General features: G+C 64.4%; 13 protein-coding genes and 1 pseudogene. 10 read left to right on the top strand and 4 right to left on the bottom strand.

The annotated features are described in order from the left end of the window. Positions 1–12 precede the first annotated feature (12 nt). Together B7Y64_RS16005 and B7Y64_RS16000 are read right to left on the bottom strand one after the other, a co-directional pair. A complete protein-coding gene (locus B7Y64_RS16005; protein ID WP_024815049.1) occupies positions 13–639 on the bottom strand; it encodes a response regulator transcription factor in 627 nt (208 codons plus the stop codon). Next, positions 636–3,200, bottom strand: a complete 2,565-nt coding sequence (locus B7Y64_RS16000) for a PAS domain S-box protein (protein ID WP_291324858.1) — start codon at positions 3,198–3,200, stop codon at positions 636–638. Before B7Y64_RS16000 ends, B7Y64_RS16005 begins: the two co-directional genes overlap by 4 nt. Positions 3,201–3,369: 169 nt before the next feature. On the opposite strand from B7Y64_RS16000, the gene aceE reads away from it, so the two are divergent. From aceE to B7Y64_RS15970, 6 genes and pseudogenes are all read left to right on the top strand, one after another. Continuing rightward, positions 3,370–6,108 carry a pyruvate dehydrogenase (acetyl-transferring), homodimeric type gene (gene aceE, locus B7Y64_RS15995; protein WP_291324857.1) on the top strand — a complete coding sequence of 913 codons (2,739 nt, stop codon included), beginning with the start codon at positions 3,370–3,372 and terminating at the stop codon, positions 6,106–6,108. 22 nt (positions 6,109–6,130) lie between these two features. Continuing rightward, a complete protein-coding gene (aceF, locus tag B7Y64_RS15990; RefSeq protein WP_024815052.1) occupies positions 6,131–7,825 on the top strand; it encodes a dihydrolipoyllysine-residue acetyltransferase in 1,695 nt (564 codons plus the stop codon). 16 nt (positions 7,826–7,841) lie between these two features. Continuing rightward, positions 7,842–9,659, top strand: a pseudogene (locus B7Y64_RS15985) (FAD-dependent oxidoreductase). Positions 9,660–9,687: 28 nt separating this feature from the next. Then, positions 9,688–9,912 carry a DUF3079 domain-containing protein gene (locus B7Y64_RS15980; protein WP_291324134.1) on the top strand — a complete coding sequence of 75 codons (225 nt, stop codon included), beginning with the start codon at positions 9,688–9,690 and terminating at the stop codon, positions 9,910–9,912. 60 nt (positions 9,913–9,972) lie between these two features. Beyond that, complete coding sequence (locus B7Y64_RS15975) at positions 9,973–10,251, top strand: glutaredoxin (RefSeq protein ID WP_201740961.1); 279 nt, start codon at positions 9,973–9,975, stop codon at positions 10,249–10,251. 39 nt (positions 10,252–10,290) lie between these two features. Further along, positions 10,291–11,136: a hypothetical protein gene (locus tag B7Y64_RS15970; protein ID WP_291324133.1), complete on the top strand. Its 846-nt coding sequence runs from the start codon at positions 10,291–10,293 to the stop codon at positions 11,134–11,136. 74 nt (positions 11,137–11,210) lie between these two features. Here B7Y64_RS15970 and B7Y64_RS15965 read toward each other — a convergent pair whose 3' ends face one another. Further along, positions 11,211–11,429, bottom strand: a complete 219-nt coding sequence (locus tag B7Y64_RS15965; RefSeq protein ID WP_111866977.1) for a hypothetical protein — start codon at positions 11,427–11,429, stop codon at positions 11,211–11,213. Here B7Y64_RS15965 and B7Y64_RS15960 point away from each other — a divergent pair. From B7Y64_RS15960 to B7Y64_RS15945, 4 genes are all read left to right on the top strand, one after another. Continuing rightward, on the top strand, positions 11,428–11,793 hold the full coding sequence (locus tag B7Y64_RS15960; RefSeq protein WP_291324132.1) for a hypothetical protein: 366 nt from the start codon (positions 11,428–11,430) through the stop codon (positions 11,791–11,793). The two genes, B7Y64_RS15965 and B7Y64_RS15960, sit on opposite strands and share 2 nt — an antisense overlap. Then, a complete protein-coding gene (locus tag B7Y64_RS15955; RefSeq protein WP_291324131.1) occupies positions 11,769–12,821 on the top strand; it encodes a carboxysome shell carbonic anhydrase domain-containg protein in 1,053 nt (350 codons plus the stop codon). The genes B7Y64_RS15960 and B7Y64_RS15955 overlap by 25 nt, the downstream gene beginning before the upstream one ends. A gap of 120 nt (positions 12,822–12,941) precedes the next feature. Continuing rightward, positions 12,942–13,448: a hypothetical protein gene (locus B7Y64_RS15950; protein ID WP_291324130.1), complete on the top strand. Its 507-nt coding sequence runs from the start codon at positions 12,942–12,944 to the stop codon at positions 13,446–13,448. A 217-nt stretch (positions 13,449–13,665) separates the two neighbouring features. Then, positions 13,666–15,288: a GMC family oxidoreductase gene (locus B7Y64_RS15945; RefSeq protein WP_291324129.1), complete on the top strand. Its 1,623-nt coding sequence runs from the start codon at positions 13,666–13,668 to the stop codon at positions 15,286–15,288. 6 nt (positions 15,289–15,294) lie between these two features. Here B7Y64_RS15945 and B7Y64_RS15940 read toward each other — a convergent pair whose 3' ends face one another. Next, complete coding sequence (locus B7Y64_RS15940) at positions 15,295–15,507, bottom strand: hypothetical protein (RefSeq protein ID WP_291324128.1); 213 nt, start codon at positions 15,505–15,507, stop codon at positions 15,295–15,297. Positions 15,508–15,640 lie beyond the last annotated feature (133 nt).

The following is a 15,640-nucleotide window of genomic DNA, read 5'->3' as shown; positions in this document are numbered from 1 at the left end:
ATTAATGAGCAATCAGGTTTTGGGGGCGCTCTGGCCCAAGGCGATCTTGAGCAGATCGGCCACCGTGTTGGCGTTGAGCTTTTCCATGATGTTGGCGCGGTGCGCCTCCACGGTCTTGATGCTGATGCCCAGGTCATCGGCGATCTGCTTGTTCAGACGGCCGGCGACGATGCGCTCGAGCACCTGGGATTCGCGGCCCGTGAGCTTGGAGAGCAGCGCGTCGCGGCTGGCCGCCTGCTGGAAGCCGGCAAAGGCTTCGCGGGCGTGGTCGAGCATGCGTTCGACCAGCCCGACAAGCTCTTCTTCATCAAAAGGCTTCTGAATGAAGTCGAGCGCGCCTTTTTTCATGGTGTTGACGGCCATCGGAACATCGCCATGGCCGGTGATGAACACGATGGGCAGGGGCGACTTGCGCTCGATCAGGCGGTCCTGCAGCTCCAGCCCAGTCATGCCGCCCATGCGGATGTCGACGATCAGGCAGGCCACCTCGCGCGGGTCGTAGCGCGAGAGGAAGGTTTCGGCCGAATCAAAGCAGCGTACCCGGTAGTCCTTGCCCTCCAGCAGCCACTGAAGCGAGTCGCGAACCGCCTCGTCGTCATCCACCACGTAAACGGTGCCTTTTTTCGGAATCAAACTCATGCAATTGTCCTTGGGGGTTGTGCGTTTGCTACAGAATTTGTAGTGGCATCCACAGGCTTGGCAAGCGGAAGCCAGAAGGAGAACCGGCAGCCTGTGACCTCGGAACCATTGTAGATGTTCTCGGCCTGCATCCGGCCGTGGTGCGATTCGACGATGCTGCGGCACAGGTTCAGGCCCATGCCCATCCCTTCTTCCTTGGTGGAGAAAAAGGCTTCAAACAGGCGTTCGAGCACTTCGGGCGCCAGTCCTTTGCCGGTGTCCTGCACTGAAAACTCCACCACTTCGCGGTCTTCGATGTGCTTGGGCACCACGCGCAGTTCCACGCTGCGGCCCGAAGTGGGGCGGTTGGCCATCTGGATGGCCTCGGCCCCGTTTTTCATGAGATTGACGAGCACCTGCTCAATCAGGATGGTGTCCGCCATCACCGGCGGCAGTCGCGCCGCCACGTAGTGGGTCAGGCGCACGTTGTGGCGGCGCAGCTCGATGTCGGCCAGCTCGACGGCCTCGTCCACCATCGAGTGCACATCGGCCAGTGCACGATTGGGTTCGCTTTTTTTCACAAAAGCCCGGATGCGCTGGATGATCTGGCCCGCGCGCTGGGCCTGGTGCGCCGTTTTTTGCAGGGCGGTGAGCAGGGCTTCTTCGGTGATCTGGCCGCTCTGGATGCGCGAAACCATGCCGCTGCAGTAGTTGCTGATGGCCGTCAGGGGCTGGTTGAGTTCGTGCGCCACGCTCGACGCCATCTCGCCCATGGTGATCAGGCGGCTGACCGACTGTGCCCGCTCGGCCTGGCGGGCCGACTGCTCCTCGGCCAGGCGGCGCGGCGTGATGTCGGTGGCAATCACCATCTGGGCCAGGCGGCCGTCCACCCAGTTGAGGTAGCGAGAGCGCACTTCCAGCCATTTGCCCAGCTCGGGCAGGTAGATTTCGGCGTTTTCGGTGCGCGCGCTGGTCAGGGAGTCAGTGGGCAAGCCCATCAGCCCGTCCTCGTCGTCCATGCCCGTGGGGTTGCTGTCGGAGGCCGGCAGCACGCCCGCCTGGGCCACCAGCTGCAAATGTCCAACGGTTTGCGAGCCAAACCACTGGCGGTAGAGCTTGTTGGCAAACAGCAATTCCTGGCTGCCCAGCGGCGCCACCGAAACCGAGGCGTCCAGCGATTCGAGCACGATGGTGAAACGCTCATGCGAGGCCGTCAGCTGCTCGCGAATGCGGTTGGGCTCGGTGATGTCGGTCATGGACGTCATCCAGCCGGTTTGCTGGCCGTGGGCGTCGATCAGCGGAGACACATACAGCCGCGCATCAAACTGGGTACCGCTCTTGCGCCGCACGCGCACATGAAACCCGCCGGGCACGGTCTTGCCGCTGATCTCTTCGCGCAGCTTGGCGTACAGCGTTTCATAGTCGGATTCGGGCCAGTAGGGGAAAGGGGGTGTCAGGCCCACCAGTTCGGACTCGCTCCAGCCGGTCATCTGACAAAAAGCCGCATTGACATAGGTGATGCGCCCCTCCAGATCAAGCGCGCGCATGCCGGTGAGCACAGAATTTTCCATGGCCCGGCGAAAGTTGGTTTCGGCCACCAGCGCTTGCTGGGCCTGCATGCGCCGGCGGGTGTGGCGCCAGGTGGCTATCAGCATCCAGGCCGTCATGGCGCTGAGCGTGCCCACCAGCCAGAACAGGCCGCTGCCCACCACACCGAGGGACGTGCGGTAGGCCTGCGCCCGCAGCACCAGTCCGTTGCCCACCGGCGAGACGGGCACTTCGTACTGGTTCGCGCGTTGGCGCCAGGGCAACACCGGGATGCTGGAGTCGCGAGGGCCCAGCGGCGTGCCGGCCAGCAACTGGTTGTTGCCATCGAGCAGCGTGACGGCATAACGTGCCAGCACTTCGGTGGGCGTGCCATAGCGCAACAGGCTGTCGATGGAATATTCCCCCAGCACCACGCCACTGAATTTGCCCTGGTGGCTCAGGGGCACCTGCAATTGCAGCAGCGGCGCGGAGTCGCCCTGGGTTGCGGTGGGCTGCGAATACACGGGTTGCTGAAGGTCGCGTGCCAGCTCAAAGGTGTCTGCGGTGTCGCCAGGGGTCAGCACTTCGCCGGCCACGCGCAACTCGCTGCTGCCCAGCGTGGGAGCGGCATGGCTGGCGCGGATGCGTTTTTTTTCATCGATCCAGGTGATGGCCTGCAATTCGGGGTGCTGGCTGATCAGGGATTCGGCCTGGCTCACAAAACCTGCGCGATCCACTTCCTGGTTGGACAAATCGCGCGCGACGCGCATCAGCTGTTCCTGGCGCTCCAGCAGCCGCAGGCGCACGCGCTGCTGGGCGTATTCCACATCGCGCTTGAGGGCTTCGTGTTCGCGTTCGACCTCTTCTGCCCGCAAATACCAGAAAGCTGCCACGATGGCCGCCATGAACAGCAGCACGGCAGCCAGCGGTGCCAGTGCAGCAAAACGGTCTTGCCGGGCCGGCGAGAGGTTGCGCCACCACGAACGCCACCAGTGCGCGGGGGTGGCCAGGGGGGCTGCCGGCGTGGTTTGGTCCGTGATGGGGGTGGTGTTCATAGGTGCCAAGTGTAGAGGGGCAGGCCGGGGCTTTGGGTCTGCGGGGTTTGTGGTTGTTGGCACGTAGATTCCATTATGTGGAATATATAAGCACAATTTGAAATTAAAGAAAAATATGCGAAACTTCGGGCAACGTACTAAATTGCACCCTTACACACAGGAGACAAGCATGTCAGCTCAGCCCGACCCCCAGGCCGGAAACGGCGCCGCGCCCGCCACCGACACCGATCAGCAAGAAACCCGTGAGTGGATGGACGCGCTGTCCGCGGTCATCGACAAGGAAGGTGCTGAGCGCGCCCATTTCCTGATCGAACAATTGCTCGAACATGCCCGCCAGAGCAGCATTGACATGCCGTTCTCGGGCAATACGGGTTACGTGAACACCATCGAGCCCGAGCAGGAGGCCCACTGCGCCGGCAACATCGCCATCGAAAAGCGCCTGCGCGCCTACATGCGCTGGAACGCCATGGCCATGGTGGTGCGCGCCAACCGGCTGGACCCGGCCGACGGCGGTGATCTGGGTGGCCACATCGGCTCGTTCGCCTCAGTGGCCAGCATGTTTGGGGCAGGCTTCAACCATTTCTGGCACGCCGAGAGCGAGGGCCACGGCGGCGACCTGCTCTACATTCAGGGCCACAGCTCGCCCGGCATCTATGCCCGCGCCTTCCTTGAAGGCCGTCTGACCGAAGAGCAGCTTGACAGCTTCCGCCAGGAAGTGGACGGCAAGGGGCTATCGAGTTACCCGCACCCCAAGCTGATGCCTGAGTTCTGGCAGTTCCCCACCGTGTCGATGGGGCTGGGCCCGCTGATGGCCATTTACCAGGCGCGTTTTCTCAAGTATCTGCACGCCCGGGGCATTGCCAACACCGAAAACCGCAAGGTCTGGGTGTTCTGTGGCGACGGCGAAATGGACGAGCCCGAATCGCTGGGCGCCATTGGCCTTGCCGCGCGCGAGAACCTCGACAACCTGATCTTCGTGGTCAACTGCAACCTGCAGCGCCTGGACGGTCCGGTGCGCGGCAACGGCAAGATCGTGCAAGAGCTCGAAGGCGAGTTCCGTGGCAGCGGCTGGAACGTCATCAAGCTGCTGTGGGGCGCTGGCTGGGATGCGCTGCTGGCCCGCGACAAGACCGGCAAGCTCAAACAGCTGATGATGGAGACGCTGGACGGCGACTACCAGGCCATGAAGGCCAACGACGGTGCCTTCGTGCGCAAGAACTTCTTTGGCAAATACCCCGAGACGCTGCAACTTGTCGAGCACATGACCGACGAAGAAGTGTTCGAGCTGCGCCGGGGCGGCCACGAGCCCACCAAGGTTTACGCCGCTTTTCATGCAGCCAACGAGCACAAGGGGCAGCCCACGGTGCTGCTCATCAAGACCGTCAAGGGCTACGGCATGGGCAAGGCCGGTGAAGGCAAAAACACTGTGCACCAGACCAAGAAGCTCAGTGATGAGGACATCAAGTACATCCGCGACCGGTTCAACATCCCGATCCCGGACAGCGAGCTGCACAAGATTCCTTATTACAAGCCTGCCGACGACACGCCGGAAATCAAATACCTGCACGAGCGCCGCAAGGCACTGGGCGGTTACCTGCCCAAGCGCCGCGTCAAGGCCGACGAGCACTTCACCGTGCCCGCCATCGAAACCTTCAAGGCCATCCTGGAGCCCACGGCCGAGGGCCGCGAGATCAGCACCACGCAGGCCTATGTGCGCTTTGTCACCCAGCTGCTGCGCGACCAGGCCCTGGGACCGCGCGTGGTGCCCATCCTGGTGGACGAGGCCCGCACCTTCGGCATGGAAGGGCTGTTCCGCCAGATCGGCATCTACAACCCCAAGGGCCAACTCTACACCCCGGTCGATCGCGACCAGGTGATGTATTACCGCGAAGACAAGGCCGGCCAGATTTTGCAAGAGGGCATCAACGAAGCCGGCGGCATGGCCAGCTGGATTGCCGCGGCCACCAGCTACAGCACCAACAACCGCATCATGGTGCCGTTCTACGTGTACTACTCGATGTTCGGTTTTCAGCGCATTGGCGACCTGGCCTGGGCAGCCGGTGACATGCAGGCACGCGGCTTTTTGCTGGGCGGCACGTCGGGCCGCACCACGCTCAACGGCGAAGGCCTGCAACACGAAGATGGCCACAGCCACATCCTGGCCAACACCATCCCCAACTGCGTGACCTACGACCCCACCTTCGCCCACGAAGTGGCGGTGATCATGCACCACGGCATGAAGCGCATGGTCGAGCAGCAGGAGAACGTTTTCTACTACATCACGCTGCTCAACGAGAACTACCCCATGCCCGGCCTCACGGCGGGCACCGAAGAGCAGATCATCAAGGGCATGTATATGTGCAAGCCCGGCGCCGTGCCACCGCAGGACACCTCCGGCGCCAGTGAAAAGCGCGTGCAGCTGCTGGGCTCGGGCACCATCCTGCGCGAATCCATCGCCGCCCAAACCCTGCTGGCTGCCGACTGGGGCATTCAGGCCGACGTGTGGAGCTGCCCCAGCTTCAACGAGCTCACCCGCGAAGGCCAGGACGCCGAGCGCTGGAACCTGCTGCACCCGCTGGAAACCCCGCGCGTGCCCTTCGTGGCGCAACAGCTGGGCACCAACACCGGCCCGGTAGTGGCATCCACCGACTACATGAAAGCCTATGCCGAGCAGATCCGTCCGTTCATCCCGAAGGGCCGCACCTACAAGGTGCTGGGCACCGACGGTTTTGGCCGCAGCGACTTCCGCAGCAAGCTGCGCGAGCACTTCGAGGTCAACCGCCACTACATCGTGGTGGCCGCCCTCAAGGCGCTGAGCGAAGACGGTGTGCTGCCCGCCACCAAGGTGGCCGAGGCCATTGCCAAGTACAACATCCAGGCCGACAAGGTCAACCCGCTGTACGCGTAAACCGAACCAACTGGAGACAACAATGGCATTGGTAGAAATCCAAGTTCCGGACATCGGTGACTTCGACGAAGTCGGCGTGATCGAGTTGCTGGTCAAGCCCGGCGACACCGTCAAGGCCGAGCAATCGCTGATCACGGTCGAGTCTGACAAGGCATCCATGGAGATTCCCTCCAGCCATGCGGGCGTGGTCAAGGACCTGCGGGTGCAGGTCGGCGACAAGGTCAAGCAAGGCTCGGTGGTGCTCACGCTCGAAGTGGTTGGTGCTGTTTCTGAATCAAATTCAACACCAGCCCAATCGCAGCAAGCGCAAGCAGCTATTGAAAAAATAGCAAAAACACCGACGCCCAGCGCCGCTCCCGTTGCTGCACCGGCGCCCGACGCAGCGGCGCCTGTCGGCCCCATCGAAGTGCGCGTGCCCGACATCGGCGACTTCAAGGACGTGGCCGTGATCGAGCTGCTGGTCAAGCCCGGCGACACGGTCAAGCTGGAGCAATCGCTCTTCACGGTCGAATCCGACAAGGCATCCATGGAGATCCCTTCGCCCGCTGCGGGCGTGATCAAGGAACTCAAGGTCAAGATCGGCGACACCGTCAACATCGGCGACCTTGTGGCCGTGCTGGAAGGCTCGGCGGGCAATGCGCCAGCGGCGGTTGCTCCAGCCGCACCGGCCGCATCAGCAGCGCCAGTTCCTGCCGCCGCTGTGGCAGCGGCTGCGCCCCCCGCAACCGCTATCGCCTCTGCCTCCGTGCCCGCGCACCAGCCCGGCACGCCCGCTGCCGGCCTGCCACACGCCAGCCCCTCGGTGCGCAAATTCGCCCGCGAACTCGGTGTGCCGCTCCACGAAGTCAGGGGCACTGGCCCCAAGGGTCGCATCACGCAAGACGACATCCAGGGTTTCACCAAGGCGGTGATGGGCGGCGCCACGCAAACCAAGGCGCAGGCAGCCAAGGCACCCGCCGCCAGTAGCGGCGGCTCGGGCGAGGGCCTGAACCTGCTGCCCTGGCCCAAGGTCGACTTCACCAAGTTCGGCCCCGTGGAGCGCAAAGACCTCTCGCGCATCAAGAAAATCAGCGGTGCCAACCTGCACCGCAACTGGGTCGTCATCCCGCACGTCACCAACCACGACGATGCCGACATCACCGACCTCGAAGCCTTCCGCGTGCAGTTCAACCAAGAGAACGAAAAGAGTGGCGTCAAGGTCACCATGCTCGCCTTCATGATCAAGGCCGCCGTGGCTGCGCTCAAGAAGTTTCCCGACTTCAACAGCTCGCTCGACGGCGACCAGCTGGTGATGAAGAACTACTTCCACATCGGCTTTGCGGCCGATACGCCCAACGGTCTGGTCGTGCCCGTGATCCGCGACGCCGACCAGAAAGGCATCGTCCAGATCAGCCAGGAGATGGGCGACCTGGCCAAGAAAGCGCGCGACGGCAAGCTGGGCCCGGCCGACATGACCGGCGGGTGCTTCTCCATCAGCTCGCTGGGCGGCATTGGTGGGCGTTACTTCACGCCCATCATCAACGCCCCCGAAGTCGCCATCATGGGCGTGTGCAAAAGCAGCCTGGAGCCCCAATGGGACGGCACACAGTTCGCACCGCGCCTCATGCTGCCGCTCAGCCTGAGCTGGGACCACCGCGTGATCGACGGCGCCAGCGCCGCACGCTTCAACGTGTACTTTGCCTCGCTGCTGGCGGACTTCCGCCGCATCGTGATGTAACGAAAGGGCGAGACACATGGCAATCATCGACATCAAGGTGCCCGACATCGGCGACTTCGCCGAAGTGGCCATCATCGAAGTGCTGGTCCAACCCGGCGACACCATCAAGGCCGAACAAAGCCTGATCACCGTGGAATCCGACAAGGCCTCCATGGAAATCCCCTCCAGCCATGCGGGTGTGGTCAAAGAACTGCGCGTGAAACTGGGCGACAAGATCGCCGAAGGCGCAGTGGTGCTGACGCTGGAAACCCGCGACGCGGCCCCGGCATCTGCTCCTGAAAAAGTAGCTTCTAGCACACAACCAGCAACAGTTTCAGATACAAAACAATCTGAATTTAAAGCACCACAAGCGCCAGCAGCTATTAAAACAGAAGCATCCAGATTTGCCGGAACGGCCGATCTGGAGTGCGACCTGCTCGTGCTCGGCGGCGGCCCCGGCGGTTACAGCGCCGCCTTCCGTGCGGCCGACCTGGGCCTCAAGGTCGTCATCGTCGAACGCTACGCCACCTTGGGCGGCGTGTGCCTGAACGTGGGCTGCATCCCCAGCAAAGCCTTGCTGCACGTGGCCGCAGTGATCGACGAGGTGTCGCACCTGTCAGCGGCAGGCATCGACTTTGGCGCGCCCACTGTCAATGTCGACACGCTGCGCGGCCACAAAGAGAAAGTCATCGGCAAACTCACCGGCGGCCTGGCCCAGATGGCCAAGATGCGCAAGGTGACCACGGTGCGCGGCTACGGCGCGTTCGTCGGTGCTAACCACGTTGAAGTGGAAGAAACCACCGGATCGGGCCAGGAGAAGACCGGCACCAAGAAGGTCATCGCCTTCCAGAAAGCCATCATCGCCGCCGGCAGCCAGGCCGTGCGCCTGCCCTTCATGCCCGACGATCCGCGCGTGGTGGACTCCACCGGCGCCCTGGCGCTCAAGGAAGTCCCCAAGCGCATGCTCATCTTGGGCGGCGGCATCATCGGCCTGGAAATGGGCACGGTCTATAGCACGCTGGGCGCGCGCCTCGATGTGGTCGAAATGATGGACGGACTGATGCAGGGCGCCGACCGCGACCTGGTCAAGATCTGGCAGAAGATGAACGCCAAGCGCTTCGACAACATCATGCTCAAGACCAAGACGGTGGGCGCCAAGGCCACACCCGAAGGCATCGAGGTGACGTTTGCGCCAGCGGAAGAGGGCGGTACCGCCCCCGCACCCCAGGTCTACGACCTGGTACTACAAGCCGTGGGCCGCACGCCCAACGGCAAGAAGGTCGCCGCTGAAAAAGCAGGCGTGGCCGTGACGGACCGGGGCTTCATCAACGTCGATATCCAGATGCGCACCAACGTGCCCCCAGCCCATGCTGGCGCACAAGGCGGTGCACGAGGCGCATGTGGCGGCGGAAGTGATCGCCGGCGAATTGCAGGGCAACAAGGAACTGGCCAGCGCCGCCTTCAACGCCCGCGTGATCCCCAGCGTGGCCTACACCGACCCCGAAGTGGCCTGGGTGGGCCTGACCGAAGACCAGGCCAAGCAGCAGGGCATCAAGGTCAAGAAGGGCCTGTTCCCCTGGGCGGCCTCGGGCCGCGCCATTGCCAACGGCCGCGACGAAGGCGTCACCAAGCTGCTGTTCGACGACAGCCCCGAAGCAGGATCAGGAGACGGCCATGCTGGCCGGGGCCACGGCAAGATCCTGGGCGGCGGCATGGTCGGCACATCGAGATGGGTGCGGACGCTGTCGACATCGGCAAGACCATCCACCCGCATCCGACGCTGGGCGAGAGCATCGGCATGGCGGCGGAAGTGGCGCATGGGTCGTGCACCGACGTGCCCCCTGCACGCAAGTAGGCCGGAGCACAGCCACCGGAGCCTGGCCATGGCAGTCAAGAAGTTCCCCCAGGCCCCCGCCCACCCCGAGCGTGTGTGCTGGGGCTGCGACTTGTACTGCCCTGCCAAGGAGATGCGCTGCGGCAATGGGTCGGACCGCACGCAGCACCCGGCGGAGCTGTTTGGGGACGATTGGGACCAGTGGGGCCTGCTGGACGACCGGGGTACGCAGCCCGATGCCACGGCAGAAATGGGAAAACCCTCTGTGCGTTGAATGCGGTATCGTGGCTGGGCGTATTTGCGTGCGGTCCCTTTTTTCTGCGTTTGACTTATCGTGCTTCGACGTTCATTGCTGACGGGCCTGTTCGGGGTCCTGATTCTTTTTGTCGCCACCCTGTGGCCTGCCCGGTTTGCTGCAGCAGAGCCGGACGGGAACGGCCCGGTGCTGACCGTTTTTGTGCGCGATGGCTGCCCGCACTGTGCGGATGCCAAGGCCTATCTTGCCGGGCTGGCCCGCGAGAGACCCGCGCTGCGCATTGACTACCGCGCCATCGACCGCGACCCGCAAGCACGCCAAGCACTGGAGCAGGTCTCGCGCCAGGCCGGTATCTGACCGCCGGGCGTTCCGACCTTTGTCGTCGGCGAGCGGGTGATGATCGGCTTCGGGGACGCCGCAGACAGCGGCCCTGAGCTGCTTGCGCTGCTCGATGCGGCGCCGCCCGCCGCATCTGCACCGCAGGCATTGCCTGCACCGCGCCAGGCGATCGACGCGCCGCTTGTTGGCACGCTCAGCGTCGCACAGCTCGGCTTGCCGCTGTTCACGCTGGCCATCGGTCTGCTCGACGGCTTCAATCCCTGCGCCACCTGGGTGCTGCTCTTCCTGCTCTCGCTGCTGGTGCGGCTGCACGACCGCCGACGCATGGCGCTGATTGCCGGCACCTTTGTGCTGGTCAGTGGCGCGGTTTACTACGCGATGATGGCGGCGTGGCTCAACCTTCTCCTTGCGGTCGGCCTGTCAGTGCCGCTGCGCGTGGGGCTGGCCCTGCTGGCCATCGCCATTGGTTCCATCAATACCAAGGACTACTTTGCATGGGGACGCGGTGTCTCGCTGTCGATTCCCGAAAAGGCCAAACCCGGCCTCTTTGAGCGAATGCGCCGGGTGATGAACGCGCCATCGCTGCCGGCGGCCATGGCCGGTGTCGCGCTGCTTGCCATCGCCGTCAATCTGATTGAATTGCTGTGCACTGCGGGTCTGCCAGCCATCTACACGGCAATCCTGACGCAGCAGGACCTGGGACACCTTGCATACCACGGCTACCTGGGCCTGTACATCATTGGCTACATCACCGACGACGCACTGATGGTCACGCTTGCGGTCAGCGCACTCGCCAGCAGCAAGCTCACAGAGCAAGGTGGGCGCTGGCTCAAGCTGCTCTCTGGTCTGGTGATGCTTGCGCTCGGCTTGGTCATGCTGTTGCGGCCGCAGTGGCTGGGGTGATGCTTGCCGCGCAGCGCCATGCGCCAGATTCCCATTGACCTGCCCCCCGTTTCGTGTAGTTCTTACCCCACGATTCACGCGGCTTTTTGCGCTCCGCCGCCCAGCAGCGCCTCGGCCATCTGGCCGGTGCCGCCGGTCATCGACTCGTAAGCGATGAGCAGGGTTTTGGGTATTGCGCAGGGTAAAGCAGGGTTTTTACAGGGGCTGTGGCGGGCGAGGGGGTTGTAGCCTGTAGCGGCGCAACGCTCTGCCTGCGCAGCACGCGCTGGCGTGTGAACGGATGCCTCTCTCATGGTCCCTGCCTCTGGTCAATGGAAATGCAGTCTGCCCACCTGGGCGGCGCAGCAGTGGGTGGCGCTGCGGCAGGATGCTGCGGACACATGGCCCGGTGAGGAGCCGCTGGGTCCACACTGGCAAGGCCAGGTGATGCAGCGCCTGGAGGCTTTTGCCGCAGCGCTGGACTGGGAGGACTCCCAGGCTTTTGTGGGACAGATGCTCTGGGCTGCACAGGCGGCGCGCAACCGGGGCCAGTCTGAAGCCCCCTTGCTGCACCGCGCCGACCATGCCCTGTACCAGTCCAAGAACCAGGGTGCAACCGCGTCACGGCGGCACCCTGCAACCCCTGAACGCCCATGGACATCCACAGCAAACCCATAGCCCAGCGCATCGACTGGCTTTTTGAGCGCGCATGCGACCACTCGGCCCGATTCTGCAGCCCCGAAAACTGGCTCGCCCGCGAGCGCTACCTGGCCTTGCACCCCACGGCCATTGGCGTGCTCAAGTGCATGGACGGGCGCATCAACATTCCGGTGGCCACGCACACGCCACTGGGCATCATCCAGCCGTTTCGCAACCTGGGGGGCATGTTCGACCTGGGATGGCCGCACCTGGGCGAGGTGCTGGCCGGGTATGTGCAGCGCTGCGTGCGTGAAGGGCGGCGGGTGCTGCTGCTCATCACTTACCACTTCTCGCGCGGCAGCGTGCACCGGGGCTGCGCCGGGTTCCATGGCGACACGGCAGCGGCCATCGAGCACACCCGGCGCATCAAGCAGCAGGTGGAAACCGTGTTCGGCCAGGGGCGCGACACCGTGTACCCCCTGCTGTGCGGCTTTGAAACCGACGAAGACGCGCTGCTGGTGCATGGCCAGCAAGACGGGCTGCTGGACCTGGCGCAGTGCGCAGGCATGGCCGAAGACGCCCTGGCACAGCACCTGGCGGCCCTGTTTCCCGACATGCCCCGCCAGATGCGTGACGACCTGCTGCCGCTGTTGGCGGGCAATCTGCGGCGCATCGACGAGGTGCGGCAGATGCACCGGGCGGCCGACATCGAGCACCGCGAATGGATGATTTGCCTGGGCCGGGGCTTTGACTTTCTGCACATGCCCAACATCGCCTTGATCGTCGGCCCCTACAGCCCCGAGTTGGCCGAACCCGTGGGCCAGGCGGCGGCCATCATCGAAGCCAACATGGCCAAAGGGCGCATACCGGACGATGGTTTTTTGTTGCTGGCTTCGGTGCCCTACGAGGAACTTGGGGTGGACAGCGCCCGGGCAGGGCTCAAGTCGGCCTTTCTGGCGGACTTTGCCGCCGGGGTGATTGCCCGCCAATCGCCCGCCCTGGCGGGCAAGATGCATGTGCGCACCGCTGTGTTGGACTGGCGCTCGCGCAGGCTGGAGCCGGTTTGAGCCTGCGCACCTGTGGAGGCGGGCTTGCCCATACCGCATTTGCGGTATCAATGAAAACCCCGACACCCTCTAGGCGGCTGCGTCTAGAGGCAGGGGGCTGGTGCGTGCGATAGTCGAAAAATGCAAAGACGAACTTTATTGAAGCTGGGCCTGGTGTCGGGCGCTGTGCTGGCGCTGGCGGGCGGGGCGGCCATGCTGCTGCAGCCGGGTCTGGTGCAGGGGCGCCTGTCTGACGCGGGGCGGGGGCTGTTCATCAGCGCGGGCCGCGCCATTCTGCAGGGCACACTGCCACAAGACGCGGGCGCGCAGCAGCAGGCGCTGCAGGGCATGGCAGACCGTGTGGACGCCCTGGCGCAAAACCTGCCACCGCATGTGCAGGCCGAGCTGTCGCAACTGGTGGGACTGCTGTGCACCAGCGCCGGGCGCCGGGGGCTGGCCGGCCTGTCCAGCGACTGGCTTGATGCCAGTCCGGCACAGGTGCAGGCTGCACTGGACGACATGCGCTTTTCGCGCCTGGCGGTGCGCCAGCAGGCCTACCAGGCGCTGCACGAGATTGTGGGCGGTGCCTATTTTTCTGACGAAGCCACTTGGTCGACCCTGGGTTACCCAGGCCCTGTGGATATCTGAGAGGCTGAGAAGTCTTTTGCCTGTGCCCGCCTTGCACGCCAAAACACCCCTGCTCCGTGTTGCAAATGCTCGCCATAGCACGTGCGATGGCTGTGCTTTGCGCCTTGATCAGGGCTGTTTTGACGCAACTTTCGGGCACGAGCAAAAAACTCTCAGCCTCTGACACCCCGAACCGGTGTGAACCCATCCGTTCGTCACACCTTATGAACCAAACACCATGAGCAAACTCCCCGATCCCATTCGCAGCGGCCTGCAGCGCGGCTGGAAAGTGCTGGGCGGCCCCCACGGCGCCGCGCCGCAAACCATCGCTTGCGACGTGGCCATCATCGGCTCGGGCGCGGGTGCGGGCATCACGGCCGAGCTGCTGACCCGCGCCGGTCTGTCCGTGGTCATCGTCGAAGAAGGCCCGCTGCGCAGCAGCAGCGATTTTCGCCAGCGCGAGTCCGAAGCCTACCCCCAGCTCTACCAGGAAAGCGCCGGCCGCAAGACCGAGGACAAGGCCATCTCCATCCTGCAGGGGCGCTGCGTGGGGGGCTCCACCACGGTGAACTGGACCAGCTCCTTCCGCACGCCGCCCGCAACCCTGGCGTACTGGGAGCAATACTTTGGGCTGAAGGACTACAACGAGCAGGCGCTGGAGCCGTATTTCGAGCAGGCCGAGCGCAGGCTCAACGTGTCGTCATGGCAGGTGCCGCCCAACGAAAACAACGAACTGCTGCGTTCTGGCGCGGTCAAGCTGGGCATTCCGGTCGAGTCGATCCGGCGCAACGTGCAGGGCTGCTGGAACCTGGGCTCCTGCGGCATGGGCTGCCCCACCAATGCCAAGCAGTCCATGCTGGTGACCACCATTCCGGCTGCGCTCGACAAAGGCGCCACGCTACTGGTGCAGACGCGTGCCGAGAAGCTCGATCTGGCCTCGGGCAAGGTGCAGGCACTGCGCTGCGTGGGCGTGCAACTCAACGGCGCGGTGACGGCAGACGCCGTGCGCACCACCATCACGGCGCGGCATTTTGTGCTCTCGGGCGGGGCCATCAACTCGCCCGCCGTGCTGATGCGCTCGGGCGTCCCCGACCCGCATGGCCGCCTGGGGCAGCGCACCTTCCTGCACCCGGTAGTGATGACGGCCGCCGTGATGGAGAAGCGTGTGGAGGGCTGGGCGGGTGCACCGCAGTCGCTGTACTCCGACCACTACCTGCGCACCCAGCCCATCGACGGCCCCATGGGCTTCAAGATCGAGGCGCCGCCGCTGCATCCACTGATTCTGGCCACGTCGATGCCCGGCTCGGGGCAGCCCCAGGCTGACCTGCTGAGCAAGTTTCCGCACACACATGTGCTGCTGGCGCTGCTGCGCGACGGCTTCCACGACCAGGCCCGGGGCGGGCACGTCAAGCTGCGCGGCGATGGCTCGGCCGTGCTCGACTACCCGCTCACCGACTATGTGATGGACGGTGCACGCCGCGCCATGCTGGCCATGACCGAAATCCAGTTTGCCGCCGGTGCAAAGCAGGTGCTGCCCGTGCATGAGAGGGGCCAGCTCTACACCTCCTGGGCGCAGGCCAGGGAGGCCATCGGGCAACTGCCCATGAAGCCGCTGCTGACCAGGGTGGTCAGCGCCCACGTAATGGGCGGCTGCGGCCTGGCGGCCGATGAGCGGATGGGCGTGGTGCGGCCCGATGGCGTGCACTGGCAGCTGGAAAACCTCTCGGTCCACGACGGCTCGCTCTTTCCCACCAGCGTCGGGGCGAACCCGCAGTTGTCGGTCTACGGTGTCGTCAACCGGCTTGCGCAGGGGCTGGTGCAGCGTCTGACCGGCCAGGCCGAGGCGCAGGCGCTGGCCTGAGATCCATTACCGCCTGGGTGCGTCCACCATCTCGCGCATGCGCTTGCGCAGTGCGCGCTCGCGGCGTTGCTCTTCGTTCCAGTCATTGCGCACGCCGCGCCACAAGGCAATCGCCAGTAGCATCGCATCGGCAAAGGGCAGGGCGAACCCGATGGCGGCCGTCTGCGCCGCCGCGATGCTGCCCGCGCTGGTGCTGGTGCTGGTGCTGGTGCTGCTCATTGTGCTGGGCACGGTGTTCGGCAGCTTTTGAACGCGCGCTGCCTGTGATCACAACGCAGTGGAGGCGTCTGGCAGACCCCGCACCGGGCCACGGCAACCTGATTGATAGTGGTTCGAAACGCTACGTTATTAA

Origin of the sequence: Acidovorax sp. 35-64-16, from assembly GCF_002281195.1 — a bacterium.
GTDB classification, from domain to species: Bacteria; Pseudomonadota; Gammaproteobacteria; order Burkholderiales; family Burkholderiaceae_C; genus Acidovorax; species Acidovorax defluvii.
The sequence above is the reverse complement of the archived record's forward strand: the minus strand, read 5'-3'. Positions and strand labels throughout refer to the sequence as shown.

Coding starts and splice junctions, on each gene's coding strand:
- B7Y64_RS15960 (WP_291324132.1), top strand. CDS start 11,428: ATGGTCCCTGCCTCTGGTCAATGGAAATGCAGTCTGCCCACCTGGGCG.
- B7Y64_RS16005 (WP_024815049.1), bottom strand. CDS start 639: ATGAGTTTGATTCCGAAAAAAGGCACCGTTTACGTGGTGGATGACGAC.
- B7Y64_RS15945 (WP_291324129.1), top strand. CDS start 13,666: ATGAGCAAACTCCCCGATCCCATTCGCAGCGGCCTGCAGCGCGGCTGG.
- aceE (WP_291324857.1), top strand. CDS start 3,370: ATGTCAGCTCAGCCCGACCCCCAGGCCGGAAACGGCGCCGCGCCCGCC.
- B7Y64_RS15940 (WP_291324128.1), bottom strand. CDS start 15,507: ATGAGCAGCACCAGCACCAGCACCAGCACCAGCGCGGGCAGCATCGCG.
- B7Y64_RS16000 (WP_291324858.1), bottom strand. CDS start 3,200: ATGAACACCACCCCCATCACGGACCAAACCACGCCGGCAGCCCCCCTG.
- B7Y64_RS15965 (WP_111866977.1), bottom strand. CDS start 11,429: ATGAGAGAGGCATCCGTTCACACGCCAGCGCGTGCTGCGCAGGCAGAG.
- B7Y64_RS15955 (WP_291324131.1), top strand. CDS start 11,769: ATGGACATCCACAGCAAACCCATAGCCCAGCGCATCGACTGGCTTTTT.
- B7Y64_RS15970 (WP_291324133.1), top strand. CDS start 10,291: ATGATCGGCTTCGGGGACGCCGCAGACAGCGGCCCTGAGCTGCTTGCG.
- B7Y64_RS15950 (WP_291324130.1), top strand. CDS start 12,942: ATGCAAAGACGAACTTTATTGAAGCTGGGCCTGGTGTCGGGCGCTGTG.
- aceF (WP_024815052.1), top strand. CDS start 6,131: ATGGCATTGGTAGAAATCCAAGTTCCGGACATCGGTGACTTCGACGAA.
- B7Y64_RS15980 (WP_291324134.1), top strand. CDS start 9,688: ATGGCAGTCAAGAAGTTCCCCCAGGCCCCCGCCCACCCCGAGCGTGTG.